The following is an 18,764-nucleotide window of genomic DNA, read 5'->3' on the forward strand; positions in this document are numbered from 1 at the left end:
GTCGGTCCGCCCGCCAACGCCAGTTCGTCGCTGCCGCGACGTGCTCGCATGATATGCCGGCATGAGCGTTCCGCCATTTTCCCGTCTGGCGCTTTTCCGATCAACCGAAAGGAACCGGCCGCAAGACTGAGAATCCAGCCAAACAATCCGCCGTAATGGAGTGATTCCGTTGTATCTTCCGCGACTCTTCTATCACATCGTTGGAGCCCGCATCCTATGCGGGTCAGATGATTTATAGCCGCAGGATGGGCAAAGCATAGCGTGCCCATCGAGTACATTCGTCGGCAAGGAATTGCTGACCTACAAAATCTCAATCCCGGTTTGCGATAGCGTTTCTTTGTGCCATGCGTATGCGTTCCGCGATTCCTAGCGGGCTGGATTCGTAAGCGGCCTTCGCCTCGTCCAGCGCGGCTTGGGCGGTGGCGGCTTCTTCCGCCGTCAGCGGCAAGCGGCCTGCGATATGGGTGGCGTCCGGCACGGCCTTTAGTATGGCTGCCCAGTTCGGGTGCTCGTGGATCGGAATCAGTCGGTCGGCCTCCTTCTTGCCTTCGAGACAGATGGCCATACCGATGACCTCAACCTTGCGGCCGTCTTCTGTGGTTTTGATATAAGTAGCCATGGCGGTTTTATCCTGAGATTCGGAATTTCTGTATCGATGACTTATCGCTACGACTTGATGCGCGGACGCTCGGAAGCGGAGTAGTTGCTGAAATGGCCTTCCCGCGCGGCTTGCGCTCGGGCCTTCGACACCAGGCCGGCCGTTTTGCCTTGAGGGGCCGTCAGTGAAGGTAGTTTTTCCAAGGTCTGTGCCCCGCACTCCGGACAGGACGGAACGGCGGACAGGCTCACCAGTAATTCGAAGGTTTTGTCACATTGCTTGCAATGAAAGTCGTAAATCGGCATAGATCGATCTCTCGTCAGTCAATCAAAAACCATCCCGCAGCCTCACTCCGTAGACGGAGCGTTAGGCGCGGCGCCCGTTCCGCCTTGCTGTTCCCGCTGCCATTCGGAAGGCGTATAGACCTTCATGCTGATGGCGTGCAACGCGCCGCTTGCCAGGGGTTCTTTGACGGTTGCCAGAACTTTTTGCTGACGCCGGACCGGCGATAAGCCTTCGAAAGCCTCCCCGATGATCACGATCGAGAAATTACAGCCTTCGCCTTCAACCGAGAGTTGGCAATCGGGCAGGCCGGTTTCGATCAGGCTACGGACTTCCGCGATCTCCATGGCGATCAGTCCGCTTTTTTGCCGGCGACGGCTTTTTCCAGCATGGGCTTGAGCTCGCCCTTCTGCGCGATTTCCGCAACGATATCGCTGCCGCCGACGAGTTCGCCGTTCACGAACAATTGGGGAAAGGTGGGCCACTCCGAGATGCTGGGCAGCTTCTCCCGGATCGAAGGCGCCTGGAGCACATTGACGTAAGCGAAGGGAACGCCGGTGGACTGAAGTGCCGCAACGGCCTTGGCGGAAAAACCGCATTGCGGCATATCGGGTACCCCTTTCATGTAGAGGAGGACCGGATGGGTCGCGATCTGTTCGCGGATGGTATTTTCGATGCTCATTGCTGATCCTCTCATTAGTTAATCAATCGGCTTATTCCGTTGGGCATTCGAGTGAACATTAATCGTAGGGTGGGTTAGCGAAGCGTAACCCACCGATTCGAGGTTGCTCGGTGGGTTACGGCCTTGCGGCCTAACCCACCCTACAAAAATGAATTCCTTAATTGAAAGCGATTTGGAATTTGGAATTAGGTCTGCCGGCAGGTGCGAATTTGTCGCACCCGCCACGATTATGACGGCCGGATCTCAAAATCCGGACGCAAAGCCCAGCAACTCGACGGTGATGTCTTCCGTCCCCAGAACCTTGGCTTGGCACGCCAGGCGGGATTTGGAGCCCACGCCCACGATCGTGTCCAGTTTCGCGTGCTCCGGAGCAGCGGTCCTGGATACCCCCTTTTTGCCGGCTTGCACGAAGATGTGGCAGCTGCCGCACTCGGCGTTGCCGCCGCACTTGTGCATGATTTCTTCGCCGGCCGCCAGTATCGCCTCCAAAAGGCTCATCCCTTCCTGGACCTCGACGGTTTTTCCGGATGGCATTATGGTCAGAGTCGACATGTGATTACCTCGTCTTGTTTTTTGTGGATTGAAAATTCAATACGTCACGGAGATTGAGTGGGTCGGATCTTCCATGACGGATTACAATCCCGCGGCGAGGGAGCCGATCACCGAGCCGCCGACCGTGTCGGCGGAGTCCAGTTCCCTCAATTTACCGAGTATTTCCTCGCAGCCGCGAGCATCGCCCTGGCGCAAGCGGATGAAGGCCAGCGCCTTGAGCGAAAAAAGGTAGAAATGCTGGGGACTGTTGTGCAGGGTCCAGTCCGCAGTTTCCGGGGTCAGGCTCGCATAGCTTTCCGGAAAGCCGCCTTGACGCGCGGCGGTTTTCAAGGCCGAGCGCGCCGCTTCCTCGGCGTCCGCCAGCCGGCCCTTGTAGAAATAGAATTTGTAGAGCGAGAAGTACACCGGCAGAGCTTCGGGCGCCTCTTGCCGCGCCTGCTGCAACAGCGCTTCGGCTCGCGCCGTGTCGGTGTAGGCACTCATGGCTTCCTCGAGCAGGCCGCCGACCTTGGGCGGCACGTCGCCGGCATAAAAGACTTCACGCATGGCTGTTCCGCGCTCCACGATCGGGATTCCTCAAGACCAAACCGCCGCGGGTGCTAACAGGCGTTCCACGGGTTCGCCTTTTTGCAGGTGCTCGCTGACGATCTCGCCCACGTCTTCCGGCTTGACCTTGGTGTACATCACGGCATCGGGGTAAACGATGACGGTGGGCCCCAAGTCGCACGCGCCGAGACAGCCGGTGCTGGTCAGCTGGAATTTTCCGTGGAGCTGGCCGGCCTCGAATTGCTGGGCGAAGGTCTGGAGCACCGCCGCGCAGCCTAATTGCGCGCAAGATCCGCGCGGATGTCCGGGAGGTCTCGATTGGGCGCAGACGAACACGTGTTTTTCGGGTTTAGCCATTCTTTATTCCTCGTAGCAAGATCAAACGGATTCGTTTTTAGATGGTGCCGGGCTTGCCGTCGCTAGCCTCTCGTTTCCGGGTCGAAAGGCTGGCCTTCATGCTCTCCAGCGAAATGCTCTTGCCGTCCTGATCCTGAAAGACCTTGAACACTTTTTCCTGGGCCGCGTTCGAGGTCACGAAATCATCATGTGCGCGGGTCAGATATTCCTTGCAGATGTTCCAGGCCGAAGCTTCGTCCAGGTCGTCCGGGATCGGCGATCTGGCAAGGTATTGGTTGAAGCGCTTCAGGATGTGCAGGCGGTTGACGTTCACGACGTCGGCTTGATACGGAATGCCGAAAAAATCGAAGAACTCCTCGGCCGCGGAGAAACCTTCTATGCGTTGCAGTACCGGATTCATGGAGATGCCTTTCTAAGGTTGATTTCGGATCGTAAGCGCATCGGGCAGGCCGGGCAGGGCGGGGATGGGTTCCGACGCCGCCGTTTCCCGATAAAAACTCATGAGCTCGGCCGTGCTCGGCGCGCGCTTGGTTTGATTCGCATGCAGGCGGATTCTGCGCAGAAGCTGAGCGGCGGCGATTTCGGTCAGCTCTATCCCGAGGTCGCGAAAGCGCTGGATGACGCCGTGCGTTCCCGAATGCTTGCCAAGCACCAGGCGGTGTTCGCGCCCGAGATCCTTGGGATTTACGCCCTGATAATTGAGTACGTTCTTGAGGATGCCATCGACGTGTATGCCCGCCTCGTGGGTAAACACGGCCTCGCCGACGATGCTCTTGTTGGGCGCTACCGGACGTCCCGACGCTTTGGCGACGAGCTCGGAAATCGCTCCGAATCGGCTGACATCGATGCCGGTGGGCAACTGATACAACTGGTGCAGGGCCATGACCGTCTCTTCGAGGGCGGCATTGCCGGCGCGTTCGCCGAGGCCGTTGACCGTGGTGTTGACATGGCTGGCGCCCGCCTGGATCGCAACCAGGGTATTGGCGGTGGCGAGGCCGAAATCGTTGTGGGCATGCATCTCGACTTCGAGATCCACGGCGTCGACCAGCCGCCGGATACGTTCGAAGGTGGCAATCGGGTCGAGTATCCCCAGGGTGTCGGCAAAGCGGATGCGCCTCGCACCCGCCCGCTGGGCGGTTTCCGCGACCCGCAGCAGAAATTCGGGGTCGGCGCGCGAGGCGTCCTCGGCGCCCACGCAAACATCCATGCCGGTAGCCAGCGCGCGTGGCACGACACGGCTTATCGTCGCGATAGCCCAGTCGCGATCGCGGCCGACCTTATGGCGCAACTGGATATCCGATACCGGAATCGACAAATTGACCAGATGCGCCCCGCAGCCGGTAGCCGCTTCCAGATCGGCCTCGCACATCCGGCCCCAGACCATCAGCCGCGAGGGCAGGTCGAGCGCCGCAATGGCGGCGATGATCTCGCGTTCTTCCGGTCCCATCGTCGGGATGCCGACTTCCATTTCGGGAACACCGGCGGCGGCCAGGGCGCTAGCGATGGCGAGCTTCTCCTCCCAGTTGAAGGCGACCCCGGCGGTCTGTTCGCCGTCGCGCAGAGTGGTATCGTTGATGACGACCTTCCTGGATTCCATCGTCAGGCCTTCTTTTCCTTCGCCAGATTGCGGCTGTAGCGCGGAATCTCGATGGTCAGATCGGCGCCGGTGACGAAAGCCTGGCAAGCCAGCCTGGAATGAGGCTCAAGCCCCCAGGCGCGGTCCAGCATGTCTTCCTCGTTCTCGTCGGCGCTATCCAGCGTCGAGTAGCCTTCCCGCACGATGACGTGGCAGGTCGAGCAGGCGCAGGCGTGTTCGCAGGCGTGCTCGATTTCGATGCCGGCGTCGAGCAGCGCTTCGCAGATGGTCTGTCCTCTGCGGGCAGGTACGACCGCACCTTCCGGGCAGAGTTCGGAATGAGGGAGGATGGTGATGTTCGGCATGGTCATGTACTACCTCTGACGTGGCAGTTGTCGGTGCGTGTGCTCATCTCTTCTTCCTTTATGTAGAGTAAATTAGGCGCGCACAGACGCGGCGTTTCCATTTCGCACCGACCTCCCCGCGCGCCCTAACCCTCCATGCCGGCGTCGCACCTCGAACGGTGGGTTACGACGCGCGTGAGGCTTCATGGACATCGATCGGCTGCGTCTAACCCACCCTACGAAAACGCGGGTTTTTAGGAAAAATGAGAATTGCCGCGTGTTCATAGTCATGCGTCCAATTCTTCGAGTTTCTGTCCGGCCAATGCCTTCTTGATGCTGTGGTCCATGCGCCGTCCGGCGAACTCGGTGCTCGCCTCGTTGAGTGCATCGGCGGCTTTCTTGATTGCCTCCCAATCGGTGCCGTCGACGGCTTGTTTTAGGACCTGCATCCCCTCGGTAATGATCGCGAGCTCGTCCGCGGACAGAAGTTCGGAATCTTCGGCCAAGGCCGCTTCGGTCGCCTCGAGCAGGCGGAGCGCCTCGACTTTCTGTTCGCGCAGGCGCCGCGCCTCGATGTCGTCCTGAGCGTGTTTGTAAGAGTCCTCGATCATACGGGTGATATCGGCATCGTTCAGACCATAGGACGGCTTGACCTCGATCTTGGCCTCGACCCCACTGGTCTGCTCGGCGGCCGATACGCTCAAGAGACCGTCGGCGTCCACCTGGAATGTCACCCGGACCCGGGCCGCGCCCGCCACCATCGGAGGGATGCCGCGCAGCTCGAAGCGCGCCAGCGAGCGGCATTCGCTGACCAGTTCGCGTTCGCCCTGTACCACATGGATGCTCATGGCGGTCTGCCCGTCCTTCCAGGTGGTGAATTCCTGGGCGCGCGCCAGCGGCAGGGTGGAGTTCCTGGGAATGATCTTTTCGGTCAGTCCGCCCATGGTCTCGATGCCCAGCGAGAGCGGAATCACGTCGAGCAACAGCCAGTCGTCGTCGCCGCGGTTCCCCGCCAGGGCGTTGGCCTGCAGGGCGGCGCCGATGGCTACCACCTTGTCCGGGTCCAGATCTACGAGCGGCTGCTGCTGAAAGAAATCCGCCACGGCCTTGCGGATGCAGGGCATGCGGGTGGCTCCGCCCACCAGGACGACGCCCTTGATGTCGCCGATCGACAGGCCGGCATCGCGGAGCGCCTTGCGGACCGGCGCCATGCTTCGCTTTACCAGATCTTCGGTCAGCGCATCGAAGGTTTCCCGCGACAGGCTGCACTTCACCACGGAGCCGTTGGACAGCGGCGTGGAAATTTGCGCTGTGGATTGTTCGGAGAGGCGTTCCTTGGCCGCACGTGCCGCGGTCAGCAGCCTGCGCGCGTCGCCGGCAGTCGGGGCCGGGGTGGCGGTTTCCCTGAGCAGCCAGTCATAAACGGCCCGGTCGAAATCGTCCCCGCCCAGCGCCGGATCGCCGTTGGTCGCCAGCACTTCGAAGACGCCCCGGGTGAGTTTGAGTATTGAAATATCGAAGGTGCCGCCGCCGAGATCATAAACCGCGTAGACGCCTTCGGCGGCCTGATCGAGTCCATACGCCACGGCGGCCGCGGTGGGCTCGTTCAACAGGCGGAACACTTCGAGGCCGGCGAGTTTCGCGGCATCCTTGGTCGCTTGGCGCTGGGCATCGTCGAAATAGGCGGGGACCGTGATCACCGCGCCGGCGATTTCGTCGCCCAGGGCCTGGATTGCCCGCTCGCGCAGGGCTTTGAGAATTTCCGCCGAAACCTGGACCGGACTCACCGTTCCTGCCTGAGTTTCGAACTGCACCATGCCGGGCGTATCGGCAAATCGATAAGGGGCGCCGTGCCGTTCCGGCAGATCGTCGCGGCCGCGGCCCATAAAGCGTTTCACCGATACGAAAGTGTTCTCGGGATCATCGTTCTGCCACGCCATGGCGTCATGGCCGACATCCACCGCGCGATCGGCACGGTAGTGCACCACCGAAGGCAGCAGGACGCGGCCCTGTCCGTCTTCGAGTACCTGCGGGCCCTGATCGTTGACCGTGGCGACCAGAGAATGGGTGGTGCCGAGGTCGATCCCCACCGCAATACGCCGCGGTTTAGGGGCTTTGATGCCGGGTTCGGAAATTTGCAGCAGCATCATTCCTCCAATTCGGTTTGGGCTTGATCGATATCGCGACCGAGCTTCTCGAGAAAGGCGAGCTGGCGGACCACGTCCGCCGCCGCCGGATGACGCCGTTCCACATCGAGCAGAGTGGCGAGCGAGCCCAGCAAGCTGTTCATCTCCATTCTCAGGCGCGCTGCCAGGCTATCGAGTGCCGTAAGGCTCTTGAGGGCCATCGCGGCATGCAGCGCCTCGCGCCACTCGATTTGTTCCAGCAGAAACTCCGCCGGCATTGCCGTATTGTCTTCTTCCCGCGTGTCGACGCCGTGAATCCGGAGCAGATAGCGCGCCCGGTCCAAGGGGCGTTTCAAGGTGCTGTAGGCCTCGTTGGCGAGCGTCGCCCATTGCAGGAACAGACGCTTTTCCGTGTCGCTCAGGTGCGCCGCCTTGTCGGGATGCACGCGGGCCTGCATCTCCCGATACTGACGATCGAGCTGGTCCAGATCGAGCTGGAACAGGGGCGGCAGTTGGAACAACTCGAAATAATTGCGGGTCGCCTCCGGGGTCATGGTCACACCTTGATCAAACGTTGAAACTCTCGCCGCAACCGCACTCGGCCTTAACGTTGGGATTGTTGAACTTGAAACCCTCGTTCAGGCCTTCGCGCACGTAATCCAGCTCGGTTCCGTCGAGATAGGCCAAGCTTTTCGGGTCGACCAGCAAAGTGACGCCGAAACTTTCAAAAGTGCAATCTTCCGGAGCGGATTCGTCGACGAACTCCAGGGCGTAAGCGAGGCCGGAACACCCGGAGGTTTTGACGGCCACCCTAAGCCCCAGACCCGTGCCGCGGGCGGCCAGGTGTTTCTGCACCTGGCGCGCCGCTTTTTCGGTCAAGGTTACTGCCATAATCTGAACTCCCGTTTGTCGCCGAAGATTTACTGGGACGAGCAGCCGGAGCCGCCGACCGAGAACGAGCTGCCGCAGCTGCACGTCGAAGCGGCGTTGGGGTTCTTGATCACGAAGCGCGATCCTTCCAGCCCTTCCTGATAATCGATCTCGGCGCCGGCCAGATATTGCAGGCTGGCGGGGTCGACCATGAGGATCACCCCGTCGGTTTCGACCGTGGTGTCGTCATCGGCGATGACTTCCTCGAAGGAAAAACCGTACTGAAAGCCGGAACAGCCGCCCCCGGAGACATAGACCCTAAGCTTCAGGTCGGGATTGCCTTCTTCGGCGATCAGTTCGCTGACCTTGGCGGCCGCGTTGCTGCTGAAGATGACGGGAGAAGGGGGAGGGGTCAGGTCCTGAATGTCAACCATGGCACTCATAATGCTCTCCTCGTTTTACGCAGCGGATTTGCAGACGTCGTAGCCGGCTTCGTCCGTGCCGCTTTTCGCCCGGTAATCGTTGACGGCGGCCTTGATCGCATCCTCGGCGAGAACCGAGCAGTGGATTTTTACCGGCGGCAGGGCCAGGGCCTCGGCGATCTCGGTGTTCTTGATGGCCAGCGCCTCCTCGACGGTCTTGCCCTTGACCCACTCGGTCACCAATGAGCTGGAGGCGATTGCCGAGCCGCAGCCGTAGGTTTTGAACTTCGCGTCTTCGATCACGCCTTCGTCGTTGACCTTGATTTGCAGTTTCATCACGTCGCCGCAAGCGGGCGCGCCGACCACGCCGGTGCCTACGCCTTCTTCCTCTTTGCCGAAGGAGCCGACGTTGCGGGGATTTTCGTAGTGATCGATAACTTTTTCGTTGTACGCCATGGTGGTCTCCAATTGGTGAATGATTGACGATATCCGCTTAATGCGCGGCGGCCCATTGAACCGAGTTGAGATCGATGCCTTCCTTGTACATCTCCCACAACGGAGACAGGTCGCGCAGTCGATCGACTTTTTCCTTGATCAGGGAGATCGCGAAATCCACTTCCTCCTCGGTGGTGTAGCGGCCAAGGGTGAACCGGATGGAACTGTGCGCCAGCTCGTCGCTGCGTCCGAGCGCCCGGAGAACGTAGGAGGGTTCGAGGCTGGCGGAGGTGCAGGCGGAACCGCTGGATACGGCGAGATCCTTGAGCGCCATCATCAGGGATTCGCCTTCCACGTAGTTGAAGCTGATGTTGAGGTTATGCGGTATCCGCTGTTCGAGGTCGCCGTTGATATAAACCTCCTCGATATTCTTTACGGCAGCGAGCAGCTTGTCCCGAAGGCGGCCTATGCGCTTCGTTTCCTCCGCCATATCCTCGCGGGCCAGACGGAACGCTTCGCCCATGCCGACGATCTGGTGGGTGGCCAGGGTGCCGGAACGCAGACCCCGCTCGTGGCCGCCGCCGTGCATCATCGCCTTCAGGCGCACCCGCGGCTGGCGCCGCACGTAGAGCGCGCCGATCCCCTTGGGGCCGTAGGTCTTGTGAGCGGAAAACGACATCAGGTCGACCGGCAGCTTGGAGAGGTCGATTTCGACCTTGCCGGTGGATTGCGCCGCGTCGACGTGGAAGATCACGCCCTTCTCGCGGCAGATGGCGCCGATGGCGGCGATGTCCTGAATCACGCCGATCTCGTTGTTGACGTGCATCACCGAGGCGACGATGGTGTCGGGACGTATCGCCGCTCGGAATGCGTCCAGATCGAGGAGGCCGTTGGGCATGGGGTCGAGGTAGGTTACCTCGAAACCCTGGGCTTCCAGTTCCCGCATGGTATCGAGCACCGCCTTGTGTTCGGTCTTGACGGTGATGAGATGGCGGCCCTTGGTCTGGTAAAAATAAGCCGCGCCTTTGATCGCCAGGTTGTCCGACTCGGTCGCGCCGGAGGTCCAAACGATTTCCTTGGGATCGGCGTTGACCAGCTTCGCTACCTCGGCCCGGGCGTCTTCCACCGCCTTTTCGGCGGTCCAGCCGAAGCTATGGGAGCGGCTGGCCGGATTGCCGAACTCTTCGGTCAGAAAGGGAATCATTTTTTCCGCCACGCGCGGATCAACCGGGGTCGTCGCCGAATAGTCGAGATAAATCGGTAGTTTCATGGACATTGGTTTCTCCGGGTTCGCTTTCAACAAAAAGCCGGGCCGCTCGCCCCGAGCGGTCGGTTTTGCCGGGTTACCTAGGACCAAGCAAGGCCCGTACCAATGCAATGAATGTTCGTAAGGCTTTGAGTTATAAATTAAAATTTCGCCGAGCGTGGCGGAGGGATTTGTCGGGTTTTCAACAAAGTCGGCCCGAATGGTTCGATGCAAGGGGCTTGCCCGACATTCGCAGGTTCTTCTTCGGTACCGAAACGCAGTATCGAGGCCAATGAAATCCAAGCCTTGTCTGGACTTTCGCTCGGCGGCTCTCCCGATTCCGAGGCATCGGTTCGAGCGGAGGCTCGCCTGTTTGTCACGTTCACTACAAAAACATTCAAACCGGCCGGATTTCGTAACAAAGATAACAAGCGGCTTCGATCCGAATATCGGTCAAAAAACCCTATTCTTGGTAGGCTTTAGATGAAAAACGATCGATGGCATGCCTTCTGCTTGAGACGGACCCAAATACCGTACGAGTCAAGGGGTAAATTCGATCATGAATCTTACGCAGCGCTGCGCCACGGTCGGCGAGCCATTCGCCCGACGCGACTTTACCTTGGGCGTTCCGGGTTTCGACTACCGGGACTTGTACGACCCGGAGCGTCTTAAGGAACTTTACGATGTCTTCGATGAGACTCTGGCGGCGGAAGACCCGGAGGTTCATCGCGCCTACATTGCTTGCCGCGAGGATAAGGACGGCAAGCTGCCTCCCGCCGAGGTCGCGAACGCGTTGCTCAGCACGGCGCCTTACCTCGGGCGCTTCGTCGCGCGCCTGTTCAACGTGGAAGGAGAGCGCGAGACTCAATGCGCCGCTGCGGCCCGTGAGTTCGAAACCGTTTTCGCCTACAAGAATTCGGTGGTCAAACGCGCCGCGCAAAAGTTCGACGCCGAAGCGCTGGCCGGCTTCGATCTCGATGAACTCGATTCCGCGATCGAAGACTTGAAGCGGATAAGCCTCGAGGATGGCGCGCCGGATCTCGATCCCGAGCAGGCGCTCGCTGTGGTCGCGATGCGGCTGGATGCGCTGGCGAAGCATTATCAGGCGCAGGCCAAGGGAGAAACGGCATCGTATCAAGGTGATGCCGACGCCGATGCAGCCGAGTTGCGCCAAAGTCTCAAAGCCGACGACGGCGCCCGCCTACGTTTCGCCGCGGCGCTAGCGGAGGCCGAGCACCCGGCTTTCGTCCAGCGGCTGCTCGATTGGGTGGAACGCTGGAGCTACGCGGCCCTGCACCATCCCACCATCCGCGCGAAGGTCACGGATTGGGTCTCCCTGAAACAGCCGGAGCGCATCGATTACGAGCATCTGGTCGAATGCCATGCCGAACCGCGCAAGGGCTTCGAGGTGCTGGCGGGTCCTCTGGATAAACGTCGCCGGCGCGACGGGTTCGCCTTGACCGACCTACGCGCCTCGGCGCGCGAAGCGAATTACGAAGTGGATCGCTGCGTCATCTGTCACGAGCGCAACAACGATTACTGCTCCAAGGGGCAGCGCACCAAAGAGGGCGAGTTCCGCCACAATCCGCTGGATGTGACGCAGATCGGCTGTCCTTTGGAGGAACGCATTTCGGAAGCCTTCGCCCTGAAGCGGCAGGGAGACAACATCGCCGCCCTGGCCATGATCGTGGCGGACAACCCCATGGCCCCCGGCACCGGCCATCGCATCTGCAACGAATGCATGAAGGCCTGCGTGTTCCAGCGCGTCACCGAGCCGGTCAACATTCCGCAAGTGGAAACCAACATTCTCACGGACGTGCTGTTCATGCCGTACGGCTTCGAGATCTACAGCCTCCTGACCCGCTGGAATCCGCTGAATCTCAAAAGGCCCTACGCCTTGCCTTATAACGGGAAGAAGGTACTGGTGGTGGGCTTGGGACCGGCCGGCTATACGCTTTCCCACTATCTACTCAACGAAGGTTTCGGGGTAGTGGCCATCGATGCCCTGAAGATCGAGCCTTTGCCGGAAGAGCTGACCGGAAAGGATGCGGGGATTCCCGAAGCGGTGGACGATTTCCACATGCTGTACGAGAACCTCGACGAGCGCGTCCTGATGGGCTTCGGCGGCGTCGCCGAATACGGCATCACCGTGCGCTGGGACAAGAACTTCCTCAAGGTGGTTTATCTGACCCTGGCCCGGCGCCGAAACTTCAGCATCTACGGCGGGGTACGCCTGGGCAGCACGCTGTCCATAGACGACGCCTGGGAACTGGGCTTCGACCATATCGCCATCGCCAGCGGGGCGGGCAAGCCGACCATGATCGGCCTCAAGAACAATCTCGCCCGCGGCATCCGCAAGGCTTCGGATTTTCTCATGGCATTGCAACTCTCCGGGGCGGCGAAACAGTCTTCGCTCTCCAATCTTCAAGTGCGGCTGCCGGCCGGCGTGATCGGCGGCGGCCTCACCGCGACCGACGCCGTAACCGAGCTCCTGGCATATTACCCGGTGCAGGTGGAAAAGACGCTCGACCGTTACGAGCGCCTCGTCGCCCGGTACGGAGACACCCAGGTTCGTTCGCGTTTCGACGGTGAAGAGTTGGCCATTTTGGATGAATTCCTGGACCATGGCCGCGCCGTTCGCGCCGAGCGCTGGCGCGCCGAAGCAACCGGGGAAACGCCCGATTTCGAGCCGCTCATCCGGCAATGGGGCGGCGTGACGCTGTTCTACCGCAAGGGCATGAACGATTCGCCGGCCTATCGCCAGAACCACGAGGAAATCATCAAGGCGATGGAAGAGGGTTTGGTGTTCGCCGAAGGCATGAACCCGCAAGAGGCGATCACCGACGAGTACGGTTATTTGCAGGCCGTGCGTTTCGAAAAGCTCGTCAAGCGCGACGACGGACGCTGGGTCGATTCGGGCGAACAGCCAGTGGTGCCCATGCGTACCCTCCTGGTCGCCGCCGGCACCTCGCCGAACACCATCTACGAAAACGAATTCCCCGGCACGTTCCAGCTCGACGGCAATTTCTTCCAGCGCTTCGAACCTGCGTGGAGCGAGAACGGCTCGCCGCAAATGGAAGCCAAGAACGGCTGGGGCATGCCGAAAGAATTGGTCCCGGCCCCCTTCACCTCCTATGGAAAGGACGGAAAGTACATCACCTATTACGGCGACAATCACCCGGTATACGCCGGCAACGTGGTCAAGGCCATGGCCAGCGCCAAGGACGGGTACCCTTACGTGGTCAAGCTGTTCGCGGAAGAACTCAGCCGCCTCGATGCCGCGGCGCAATCCGAGCGGGACGCGGAACTCGCGGCGTTTCAGGCGCAATTGGACGAACTGCTGACGGCCAGGGTCGTGGAGGTCAAGCGGCTGACGCCCACCATCGTCGAGATCGTCATCGAGGCGCCCATGGCCGCCCGCAAATTTCAGCCGGGGCAGTTCTACCGGGTGCAGAACTTCGAATTCTACGCGCCTCGGCTGAACGGCACCTCGCTGGCAACGGAAGGCATCGCTCTCACCGGCGCCTGGGTGGACCGGGAGAAAGGCATGGTCGGCGTCATCGCCCTGGAAATGGGCACCTCCTCGCGCCTCTGCGCCACCTGGAAACCCGGCGACCCGGTCGTGCTGATGGGACCGACCGGCGCGCCCACCGAGATACCCGAGGGCGAAACCGTGCTCCTGCTCGGCGGCGGCCTCGGCAATGCCGTGCTGTTCTCCATCGGCAAGGCGCTCCGCGAGAACGGCAACCGGGTTCTGTATTTCGCCGGCTACCGGAGCGCCCAGGATGTCTTCAAGGTCAAGGAAATCGAGGACGCTTCCGACGTGATCGTGTGGTCCGTCGACAAGGGCAAGGGCGGTACTCCGATCTCCACCACCCGTCCGCAGGACAAATCCTTCGTCGGCAACATCGTGGAGGCTATGGTCGCCTACGCCAGCGGAGCCTTGGGGGAGATTCCCATTCCGCTCGATGCCGCCGACCGCATCATCGCGATCGGTTCGGACCGCATGATGGCGGCGGTCAAAGCGGCTCGGTTCGGAGTATTGCAGCCCTATCTCAAGGAAAACCACGTGGCCATCGGGTCCATCAACTCGCCCATGCAATGCATGATGAAGGGCGTGTGCGCCCAGTGCATGTGCAAGCAGACGGACCCGGAGACCGGCAAGGAGCGTTTCGTCTACACCTGTTTCAATCAGGACCAGGATCTGGACCAGGTCGATTTCCCGCACCTGAACGCCCGTTTGCGGCAGAACACGACTCTGGAGAAAGTGTCCAATTTATGGCTCGACTATCTCTTCGAGGCCAATCCGATGCCGCGCGATTGAACGACGATGATTTGAGGCATCTCCATGTATATCTGTATCTGCAAAGCGGTTACCGAAAGCCAAATCTGCGAGGCGATACGCTCGGGGGCGTGCACGCGCAAGGAGATCACCGACTGCCTCAACGTCGGCACCGCCTGCGGCAAGTGCAATCGCGAGATTCGAGATCTATTGCGCCTCGCCCAATCGGAGAGCGGCGGCATCCCGAGGGTGCGGGCGGGCGAGGCGGCGGGTTACGGAAGCCGGGCAAGCGGCGGTCAGGAGCTCCGCTTGTAAGAACCGCCGGCTTTAGCGTTCGGCAGGTTGGTTCGGTATTCGGGGACGGCCGTTTGCAGCGGGAAGCAAAGTCGTCCCAGCTTAGAGAACGTTTTGGTATTCGCCATGTTTTGCCGCGGAACGGTTGTTAGGTCGCCGTTTCGCGGTCTTTTTTTCATTTGGTTTTCGGGTTTGCGGCCGTAAGTTCCAGATCTAAGTTCGTGCTCGACTATCCACAATTCCCGTGGACAACCCTGTGGATAAGCTTGGGGATGGACAGCGCGGTCGCCCATTCCTTCGGGGTATTCGTCAGCTTGGTCAGGTTCTGTTCAAGTTTGATGACAAATTGCTATGTCATTGATTGTTCGGGCGCGTCAGCGACCTGACCTTGAATCAAAGGCTTAGGATCGGCATGTCGGCAGAAACCGGCGCACGACGAGATTGTTACATTCTGGCAGTGGATAACGGACCGTCCTGTATCGAATCCGTCGCAGCATAAGCCGATCTATATTGTTTCCATAGGATGGCATTATGCTAAAAGAAAAAAGCGATTATTTCCTATTTAGGTACGAAAATAGCCAGCACAGCCCCGAAGTTTTGGTTATGATTATTTCCGTAATTTAAATGATGGAGGTGGTTATGCATATTTTGTTGCTTATTGGGATCGTCCCATTCGTATTGCTGTTCGTGGCGGTAAGTTTTTTTGTTTTGATGGCGGTGGCAGCTGCCGTAGTTGAATTCCCGCTGATCGTGCTCTTGCTGATCGCCGTGGGGCTCGGTTTAAGTCGCAAAGTCCTGCCGAATCTGAGCAAAAAGCCGAACACGCTATGCGAGCAGATGTAATGCCTTGGTTCTTATCAACGTCGACCAAATCCCAGTCCCTTCGGCTGGGATTTGTTGTTTTAGCGACCTGAAAATCGTTTCTTGTAGCCTTTCCGACAGGTGAAAGGCGAGTAGCCTTTTAGAAATCAACAAGCTAGAAGTGGCATTGCCATTGCTTGATTCCTGGCGGACCAAAGCCGATGGGATCAGGCATGAAATCGACCATAAACTTCACCCGACTGCTTCACAAAACGGTTTCCGAGCCTAGCAAGGAGCCGAAACCCGGGACTCCGCTTCGCGGAACCGCCGAACCGAGCCTTGGTTGAATCGCCGGGGCCCTGACATGAATACTACCGAGCCGATGATGAAAGCCCATCAGCTTTTGGGCGAAGCTATTTGCGCGCGGCTGATCACGGAAATTCACGGATTGGGGTTTCTGCCGGAACAGATCACGATGAAACCGGTTTTCAGCGAGGCCCGCTTCGAAACCAGCCGCGATCCTTTCAGCGGCAAGGATACCCTTTGTGCCTATTGGCACCATCCGAACGGACACCGGGTCGGCGAGATGAAGTTTCATGCCGATGGCACCTTCTTCGCCGAATACGATGTCGTTTTGCCACACCCTAAAGACCCGCGCTGGTTCGTAGAGGGCGTGGTCGCCTGGGGGCGTGATGATGTCATCAAATCGGAACCTAAGCTGTTGCCTGCGCTAGGGGATTGATTACGCCTCGTCGCAAAGAGCCATTTTGATATACGCGGTTCCCGATCAAAAAAGGCTTCGCAGGCGCGGCTCATCCCATACAGGCTACCGTTGAAACTCAGTGCGTAGGGTGATTCGCACAGCACAAACCACCGAAACCGCATCCTCGGATTTTTACCGCTGCGTTGTAGGATGGGTACCGGATCGATGACAGCGGCCATTCGGCCGGAACTGGAATCGGACAAACCCCGTTTGCCGTCGAGCCGAGGCGCGGATGGTCCTGATCAAACCGTTTGATCAAGCGAAGCCCGGCCGCTGGGCCAGTAAAGTGCAGCGTCCTCGTCGAAAGATCCTCCAACGCCCATCAGGCAGACCATGAACAATCCTTACGAAATCTACGATCTGTTACAGGATTACGCCTCCAGTCCATCGCCGGTTCGGGAGGTATTGATCGGGCTGGTATGGACCTATTGCGAGGCCGACGCCGTCGGATTGGCAATGAGTCCCGGCATCCCCACCCGGACGCTGCCCTGGGCCGGGACCCTGAGCGGAAAATCCCTCTCCGGACTGGTAGCGTGGGTTCGCGACTTCGATCCCTATCGGGCGACGATCGGCATGGCGGCCGTTAATGCCGGCATCAATCGCCTGCAACTTCCGCCGCCCGGCGTTACGCTGGCGCCCCACCCGGAAGGCGGGAACAATCTAGCGGTTTTCGAACACTTCTTGTCCGAAATGAAAGGACGGCGCGTCGTCGTGATCGGCCGCTATCCGGGGCTGGATCGATTTGCCGCCGAGCACGGGCTGGACCTCACCGTACTGGAGCGCCAGCCGGTGCCGGGCGACCTGCCCGATGCAGCCTGCGAGTACCTGCTACCCGAGGCGGAATGGGTATTCATCACGGCGAGTTCGATTCCCAACAAGACTTTCCCGCGCTTGGCCGAGCTGTCCCGCAACGCCGTCAGCGTGCTGATGGGGCCGACTACGCCGTGGCTGCCGGAGTTCTACCATTTCGGCATCGATTATCTGGCCGGCGTCGAAATGTCCGACCATGAATCCCTGCGCCGAACCGTGGCGGAAGGCGGCGGCGTGAGGATCTTCGAAACAGGCTTGCGCTACCGCGTAGCGCCGCTCACGCCCGCCGCCACCCAGGAATGGACGCGCCAGCTCATCGCCCGCACCGTACAGGAGAAGGAAAGTCTGAAACGGGATATGACCGCGTGGTATGACGCTGGAAATTCCCAGCGCTTCCCCGATTACGATCGTCTCGAAGCCTCCAACACCCGATTATCCCGGCTCGACACCTGTTTCAAGCGGCTGTGGGACGAGCATCGCGATCGATAGGCCGAACCGCAGACGGGGCTTTAGTCAAACCCTTACTTGCCGAGGTAAGGATTTCGTTTTATTTTCCTCACAAACAGTAAGTTAACTTTATTTGGGGACGAGGGATGGCCTTCGGCCGATGGCCCATGAAAAGGGGACTGGGCCATTTTCTACTTAGCGTTTAATCTGTTACCGCCCTGGACATTTCAGTACGAGTGTGGGTACCTGGACACGAACGGCTAGAGCGTTTTCCATCCCGGTGTACGGGTTCGTGGCAGGAGGGGAGAACGTAGGTCGGCAATCCCTTGCCGACAAAGCCCTTCGCCGAGCCGATACGTCGGCAAGGGATTGCCGACCTACATATCCGAATCCCTTACACCGATTCGGAAAACGCTCTGGACGCAATGGTATCCGGGTAAATAAAGGTATAAAACACAATAACAGATTGGTGCCGGGCGACTACGTTATTTCTCGGCGATGGCGGATGCCGAAACGTATCGCCTTGGAAACGACATAATCAACTCATAGAGCGGGAGGAGGTAATTGTGGATCAATTTGAACTTAAAGATCTTTTCCAAAATTTGGCGAACGACGAGTTTCGACCTGTATTAATCATCGCAGCGATCGCCATTTTATTAATCATTCTGCTTATCGTGTATTTGCTCGTGCGTAGCCGAAGTAAACGCGCCATCGTTGTGGACAAAATGCCGGTGGATTTACGGAAAGCGCCGGAGAACGAAACGCGGGCTGACTCGCCGAAAGCACCGGCAAGAGAAATGCGGGTCGATTCGCCGAAAACGCCGGCGAACGCGATGCGGATGGATGCGCCGAGAGCATCGGTAGCCAGGCGGCCTCGCCATAGTATTCCGGAGGATTCGGTGCTCAGGCGACATCATATAAACCATATTAAATACATGATCGAGACGACCACCTTTCCACGTCCGACCGATAGCGTGCTGCGCCGCCATTACGACCATTTGATCGCGAGCGAGCTGGAAGCTTGCCTAGGCAACGAGGCTCTCATGGACAGGTTGATTTCGCGTTACGAGGAACACAGGCGGAACGCGCGAAGCTAGAGCATTTCATCCGCATTAACGGTATTCCGCGCGGAATGCGCCGTATTCGGCAATCCTTTTGCCGACGATTCGTCGTGTCGGAAAATCCTTTGCGTCGGGAAGGGATTCCCAACCTGCCGAGCCGGCATGGGCTGAATAAGAAACGTAGGATGCGGTGACCGAAGGGAGCCGCCCTGCGACTCGGCTCAGGACAGGCATCTTTCGAACATAGGGCGGCAATCCTTTTGCCGGCGA

At 59.5% G+C, this 18,764-nt stretch carries 22 protein-coding genes; 6 read left to right on the plus strand and 16 right to left on the minus strand.

Going from position 1 to position 18,764, the window contains the following annotated elements; translation table 11 throughout:
• Positions 1-310 precede the first annotated feature (310 nt).
• The 16 genes from ACR2R1_RS00005 to ACR2R1_RS00080 form a co-directional block, all read right to left on the minus strand.
• A complete protein-coding gene (locus ACR2R1_RS00005) occupies positions 311-619 on the minus strand; it encodes a hypothetical protein (RefSeq protein ID WP_077729087.1) in 309 nt (102 codons plus the stop codon).
• Positions 620-666: 47 nt separating this feature from the next.
• Positions 667-903 carry an FmdB family zinc ribbon protein gene (locus tag ACR2R1_RS00010; protein WP_077729088.1) on the minus strand — a complete coding sequence of 79 codons (237 nt, stop codon included), beginning with the start codon at positions 901-903 and terminating at the stop codon, positions 667-669.
• A gap of 42 nt (positions 904-945) precedes the next feature.
• The gene (locus tag ACR2R1_RS00015) at positions 946-1,227 is read right to left on the minus strand and encodes a BolA/IbaG family iron-sulfur metabolism protein (protein WP_133716889.1); all 282 of its coding nucleotides are present in this window, start codon (positions 1,225-1,227) and stop codon (positions 946-948) included.
• 5 nt (positions 1,228-1,232) lie between these two features.
• The gene (gene grxD / locus ACR2R1_RS00020) at positions 1,233-1,562 is read right to left on the minus strand and encodes a Grx4 family monothiol glutaredoxin (RefSeq protein WP_086135390.1); all 330 of its coding nucleotides are present in this window, start codon (positions 1,560-1,562) and stop codon (positions 1,233-1,235) included.
• A 243-nt stretch (positions 1,563-1,805) separates the two neighbouring features.
• Positions 1,806-2,114, minus strand: coding sequence for a 2Fe-2S iron-sulfur cluster-binding protein (locus ACR2R1_RS00025; RefSeq protein ID WP_077729091.1), 309 nt, complete (start codon positions 2,112-2,114; stop codon positions 1,806-1,808).
• 81 nt (positions 2,115-2,195) lie between these two features.
• Positions 2,196-2,660 carry a hypothetical protein gene (locus ACR2R1_RS00030; protein WP_133716888.1) on the minus strand — a complete coding sequence of 155 codons (465 nt, stop codon included), beginning with the start codon at positions 2,658-2,660 and terminating at the stop codon, positions 2,196-2,198.
• 30 nt (positions 2,661-2,690) lie between these two features.
• On the minus strand, positions 2,691-3,017 hold the full coding sequence (locus ACR2R1_RS00035) for a (2Fe-2S) ferredoxin domain-containing protein (protein WP_077729093.1): 327 nt from the start codon (positions 3,015-3,017) through the stop codon (positions 2,691-2,693).
• 37 nt (positions 3,018-3,054) lie between these two features.
• Entirely contained in the window at positions 3,055-3,417 is a 363-nt protein-coding gene (gene nifW / locus ACR2R1_RS00040; RefSeq protein ID WP_077729094.1) for a nitrogenase-stabilizing/protective protein NifW, read from the minus strand.
• Positions 3,418-3,429: 12 nt separating this feature from the next.
• Positions 3,430-4,614, minus strand: a complete 1,185-nt coding sequence (nifV, locus tag ACR2R1_RS00045; protein WP_077729095.1) for a homocitrate synthase — start codon at positions 4,612-4,614, stop codon at positions 3,430-3,432.
• 2 nt (positions 4,615-4,616) lie between these two features.
• Positions 4,617-4,964 (minus strand): ISC system 2Fe-2S type ferredoxin, encoded by a 348-nt coding sequence (gene fdx, locus ACR2R1_RS00050; RefSeq protein WP_434101703.1) that lies wholly within the window; start codon positions 4,962-4,964, stop codon positions 4,617-4,619.
• Between the two features lie 260 nt (positions 4,965-5,224).
• Positions 5,225-7,087, minus strand: a complete 1,863-nt coding sequence (hscA, locus tag ACR2R1_RS00055) for a Fe-S protein assembly chaperone HscA (RefSeq protein WP_168175360.1) — start codon at positions 7,085-7,087, stop codon at positions 5,225-5,227.
• Positions 7,084-7,617 (minus strand): Fe-S protein assembly co-chaperone HscB, encoded by a 534-nt coding sequence (gene hscB, locus ACR2R1_RS00060; protein ID WP_156879339.1) that lies wholly within the window; start codon positions 7,615-7,617, stop codon positions 7,084-7,086. Before hscB ends, hscA begins: the two co-directional genes overlap by 4 nt.
• A gap of 13 nt (positions 7,618-7,630) precedes the next feature.
• Positions 7,631-7,954: an iron-sulfur cluster assembly protein IscA gene (gene iscA / locus ACR2R1_RS00065; RefSeq protein WP_077729098.1), complete on the minus strand. Its 324-nt coding sequence runs from the start codon at positions 7,952-7,954 to the stop codon at positions 7,631-7,633.
• Between the two features lie 29 nt (positions 7,955-7,983).
• Complete coding sequence (erpA, locus tag ACR2R1_RS00070) at positions 7,984-8,367, minus strand: iron-sulfur cluster insertion protein ErpA (RefSeq protein ID WP_240502434.1); 384 nt, start codon at positions 8,365-8,367, stop codon at positions 7,984-7,986.
• A gap of 24 nt (positions 8,368-8,391) precedes the next feature.
• Positions 8,392-8,811 (minus strand): Fe-S cluster assembly scaffold IscU, encoded by a 420-nt coding sequence (gene iscU / locus ACR2R1_RS00075; RefSeq protein WP_077729100.1) that lies wholly within the window; start codon positions 8,809-8,811, stop codon positions 8,392-8,394.
• Positions 8,812-8,848: 37 nt separating this feature from the next.
• A complete protein-coding gene (locus ACR2R1_RS00080; RefSeq protein ID WP_434114304.1) occupies positions 8,849-10,060 on the minus strand; it encodes an IscS subfamily cysteine desulfurase in 1,212 nt (403 codons plus the stop codon).
• Between the two features lie 535 nt (positions 10,061-10,595).
• On the opposite strand from ACR2R1_RS00080, the gene ACR2R1_RS00085 reads away from it, so the two are divergent.
• The 6 genes from ACR2R1_RS00085 to ACR2R1_RS00110 all read left to right on the plus strand — a co-directional run bounded on the left by ACR2R1_RS00085 (position 10,596) and on the right by ACR2R1_RS00110 (position 18,530).
• On the plus strand, positions 10,596-14,360 hold the full coding sequence (locus tag ACR2R1_RS00085; RefSeq protein ID WP_077729102.1) for an FAD-dependent oxidoreductase: 3,765 nt from the start codon (positions 10,596-10,598) through the stop codon (positions 14,358-14,360).
• Between the two features lie 24 nt (positions 14,361-14,384).
• Entirely contained in the window at positions 14,385-14,633 is a 249-nt protein-coding gene (locus ACR2R1_RS00090) for a (2Fe-2S)-binding protein (RefSeq protein ID WP_133716884.1), read from the plus strand.
• Positions 14,634-15,251: 618 nt separating this feature from the next.
• Entirely contained in the window at positions 15,252-15,455 is a 204-nt protein-coding gene (locus tag ACR2R1_RS00095; protein WP_077729104.1) for a hypothetical protein, read from the plus strand.
• Positions 15,456-15,777: 322 nt separating this feature from the next.
• The gene (locus tag ACR2R1_RS00100) at positions 15,778-16,155 is read left to right on the plus strand and encodes a hypothetical protein (protein ID WP_077729105.1); all 378 of its coding nucleotides are present in this window, start codon (positions 15,778-15,780) and stop codon (positions 16,153-16,155) included.
• Positions 16,156-16,509: 354 nt separating this feature from the next.
• Complete coding sequence (locus tag ACR2R1_RS00105; RefSeq protein ID WP_156879341.1) at positions 16,510-17,475, plus strand: DUF364 domain-containing protein; 966 nt, start codon at positions 16,510-16,512, stop codon at positions 17,473-17,475.
• Positions 17,476-17,999: 524 nt separating this feature from the next.
• A complete protein-coding gene (locus ACR2R1_RS00110; protein WP_086135394.1) occupies positions 18,000-18,530 on the plus strand; it encodes a hypothetical protein in 531 nt (176 codons plus the stop codon).
• The last annotated feature ends 234 nt before the right edge of the window (positions 18,531-18,764 follow it).

This window comes from Methylocaldum sp. GT1TLB (assembly GCF_051027445.1).
Lineage (GTDB): Bacteria > Pseudomonadota > Gammaproteobacteria > Methylococcales > Methylococcaceae > Methylocaldum.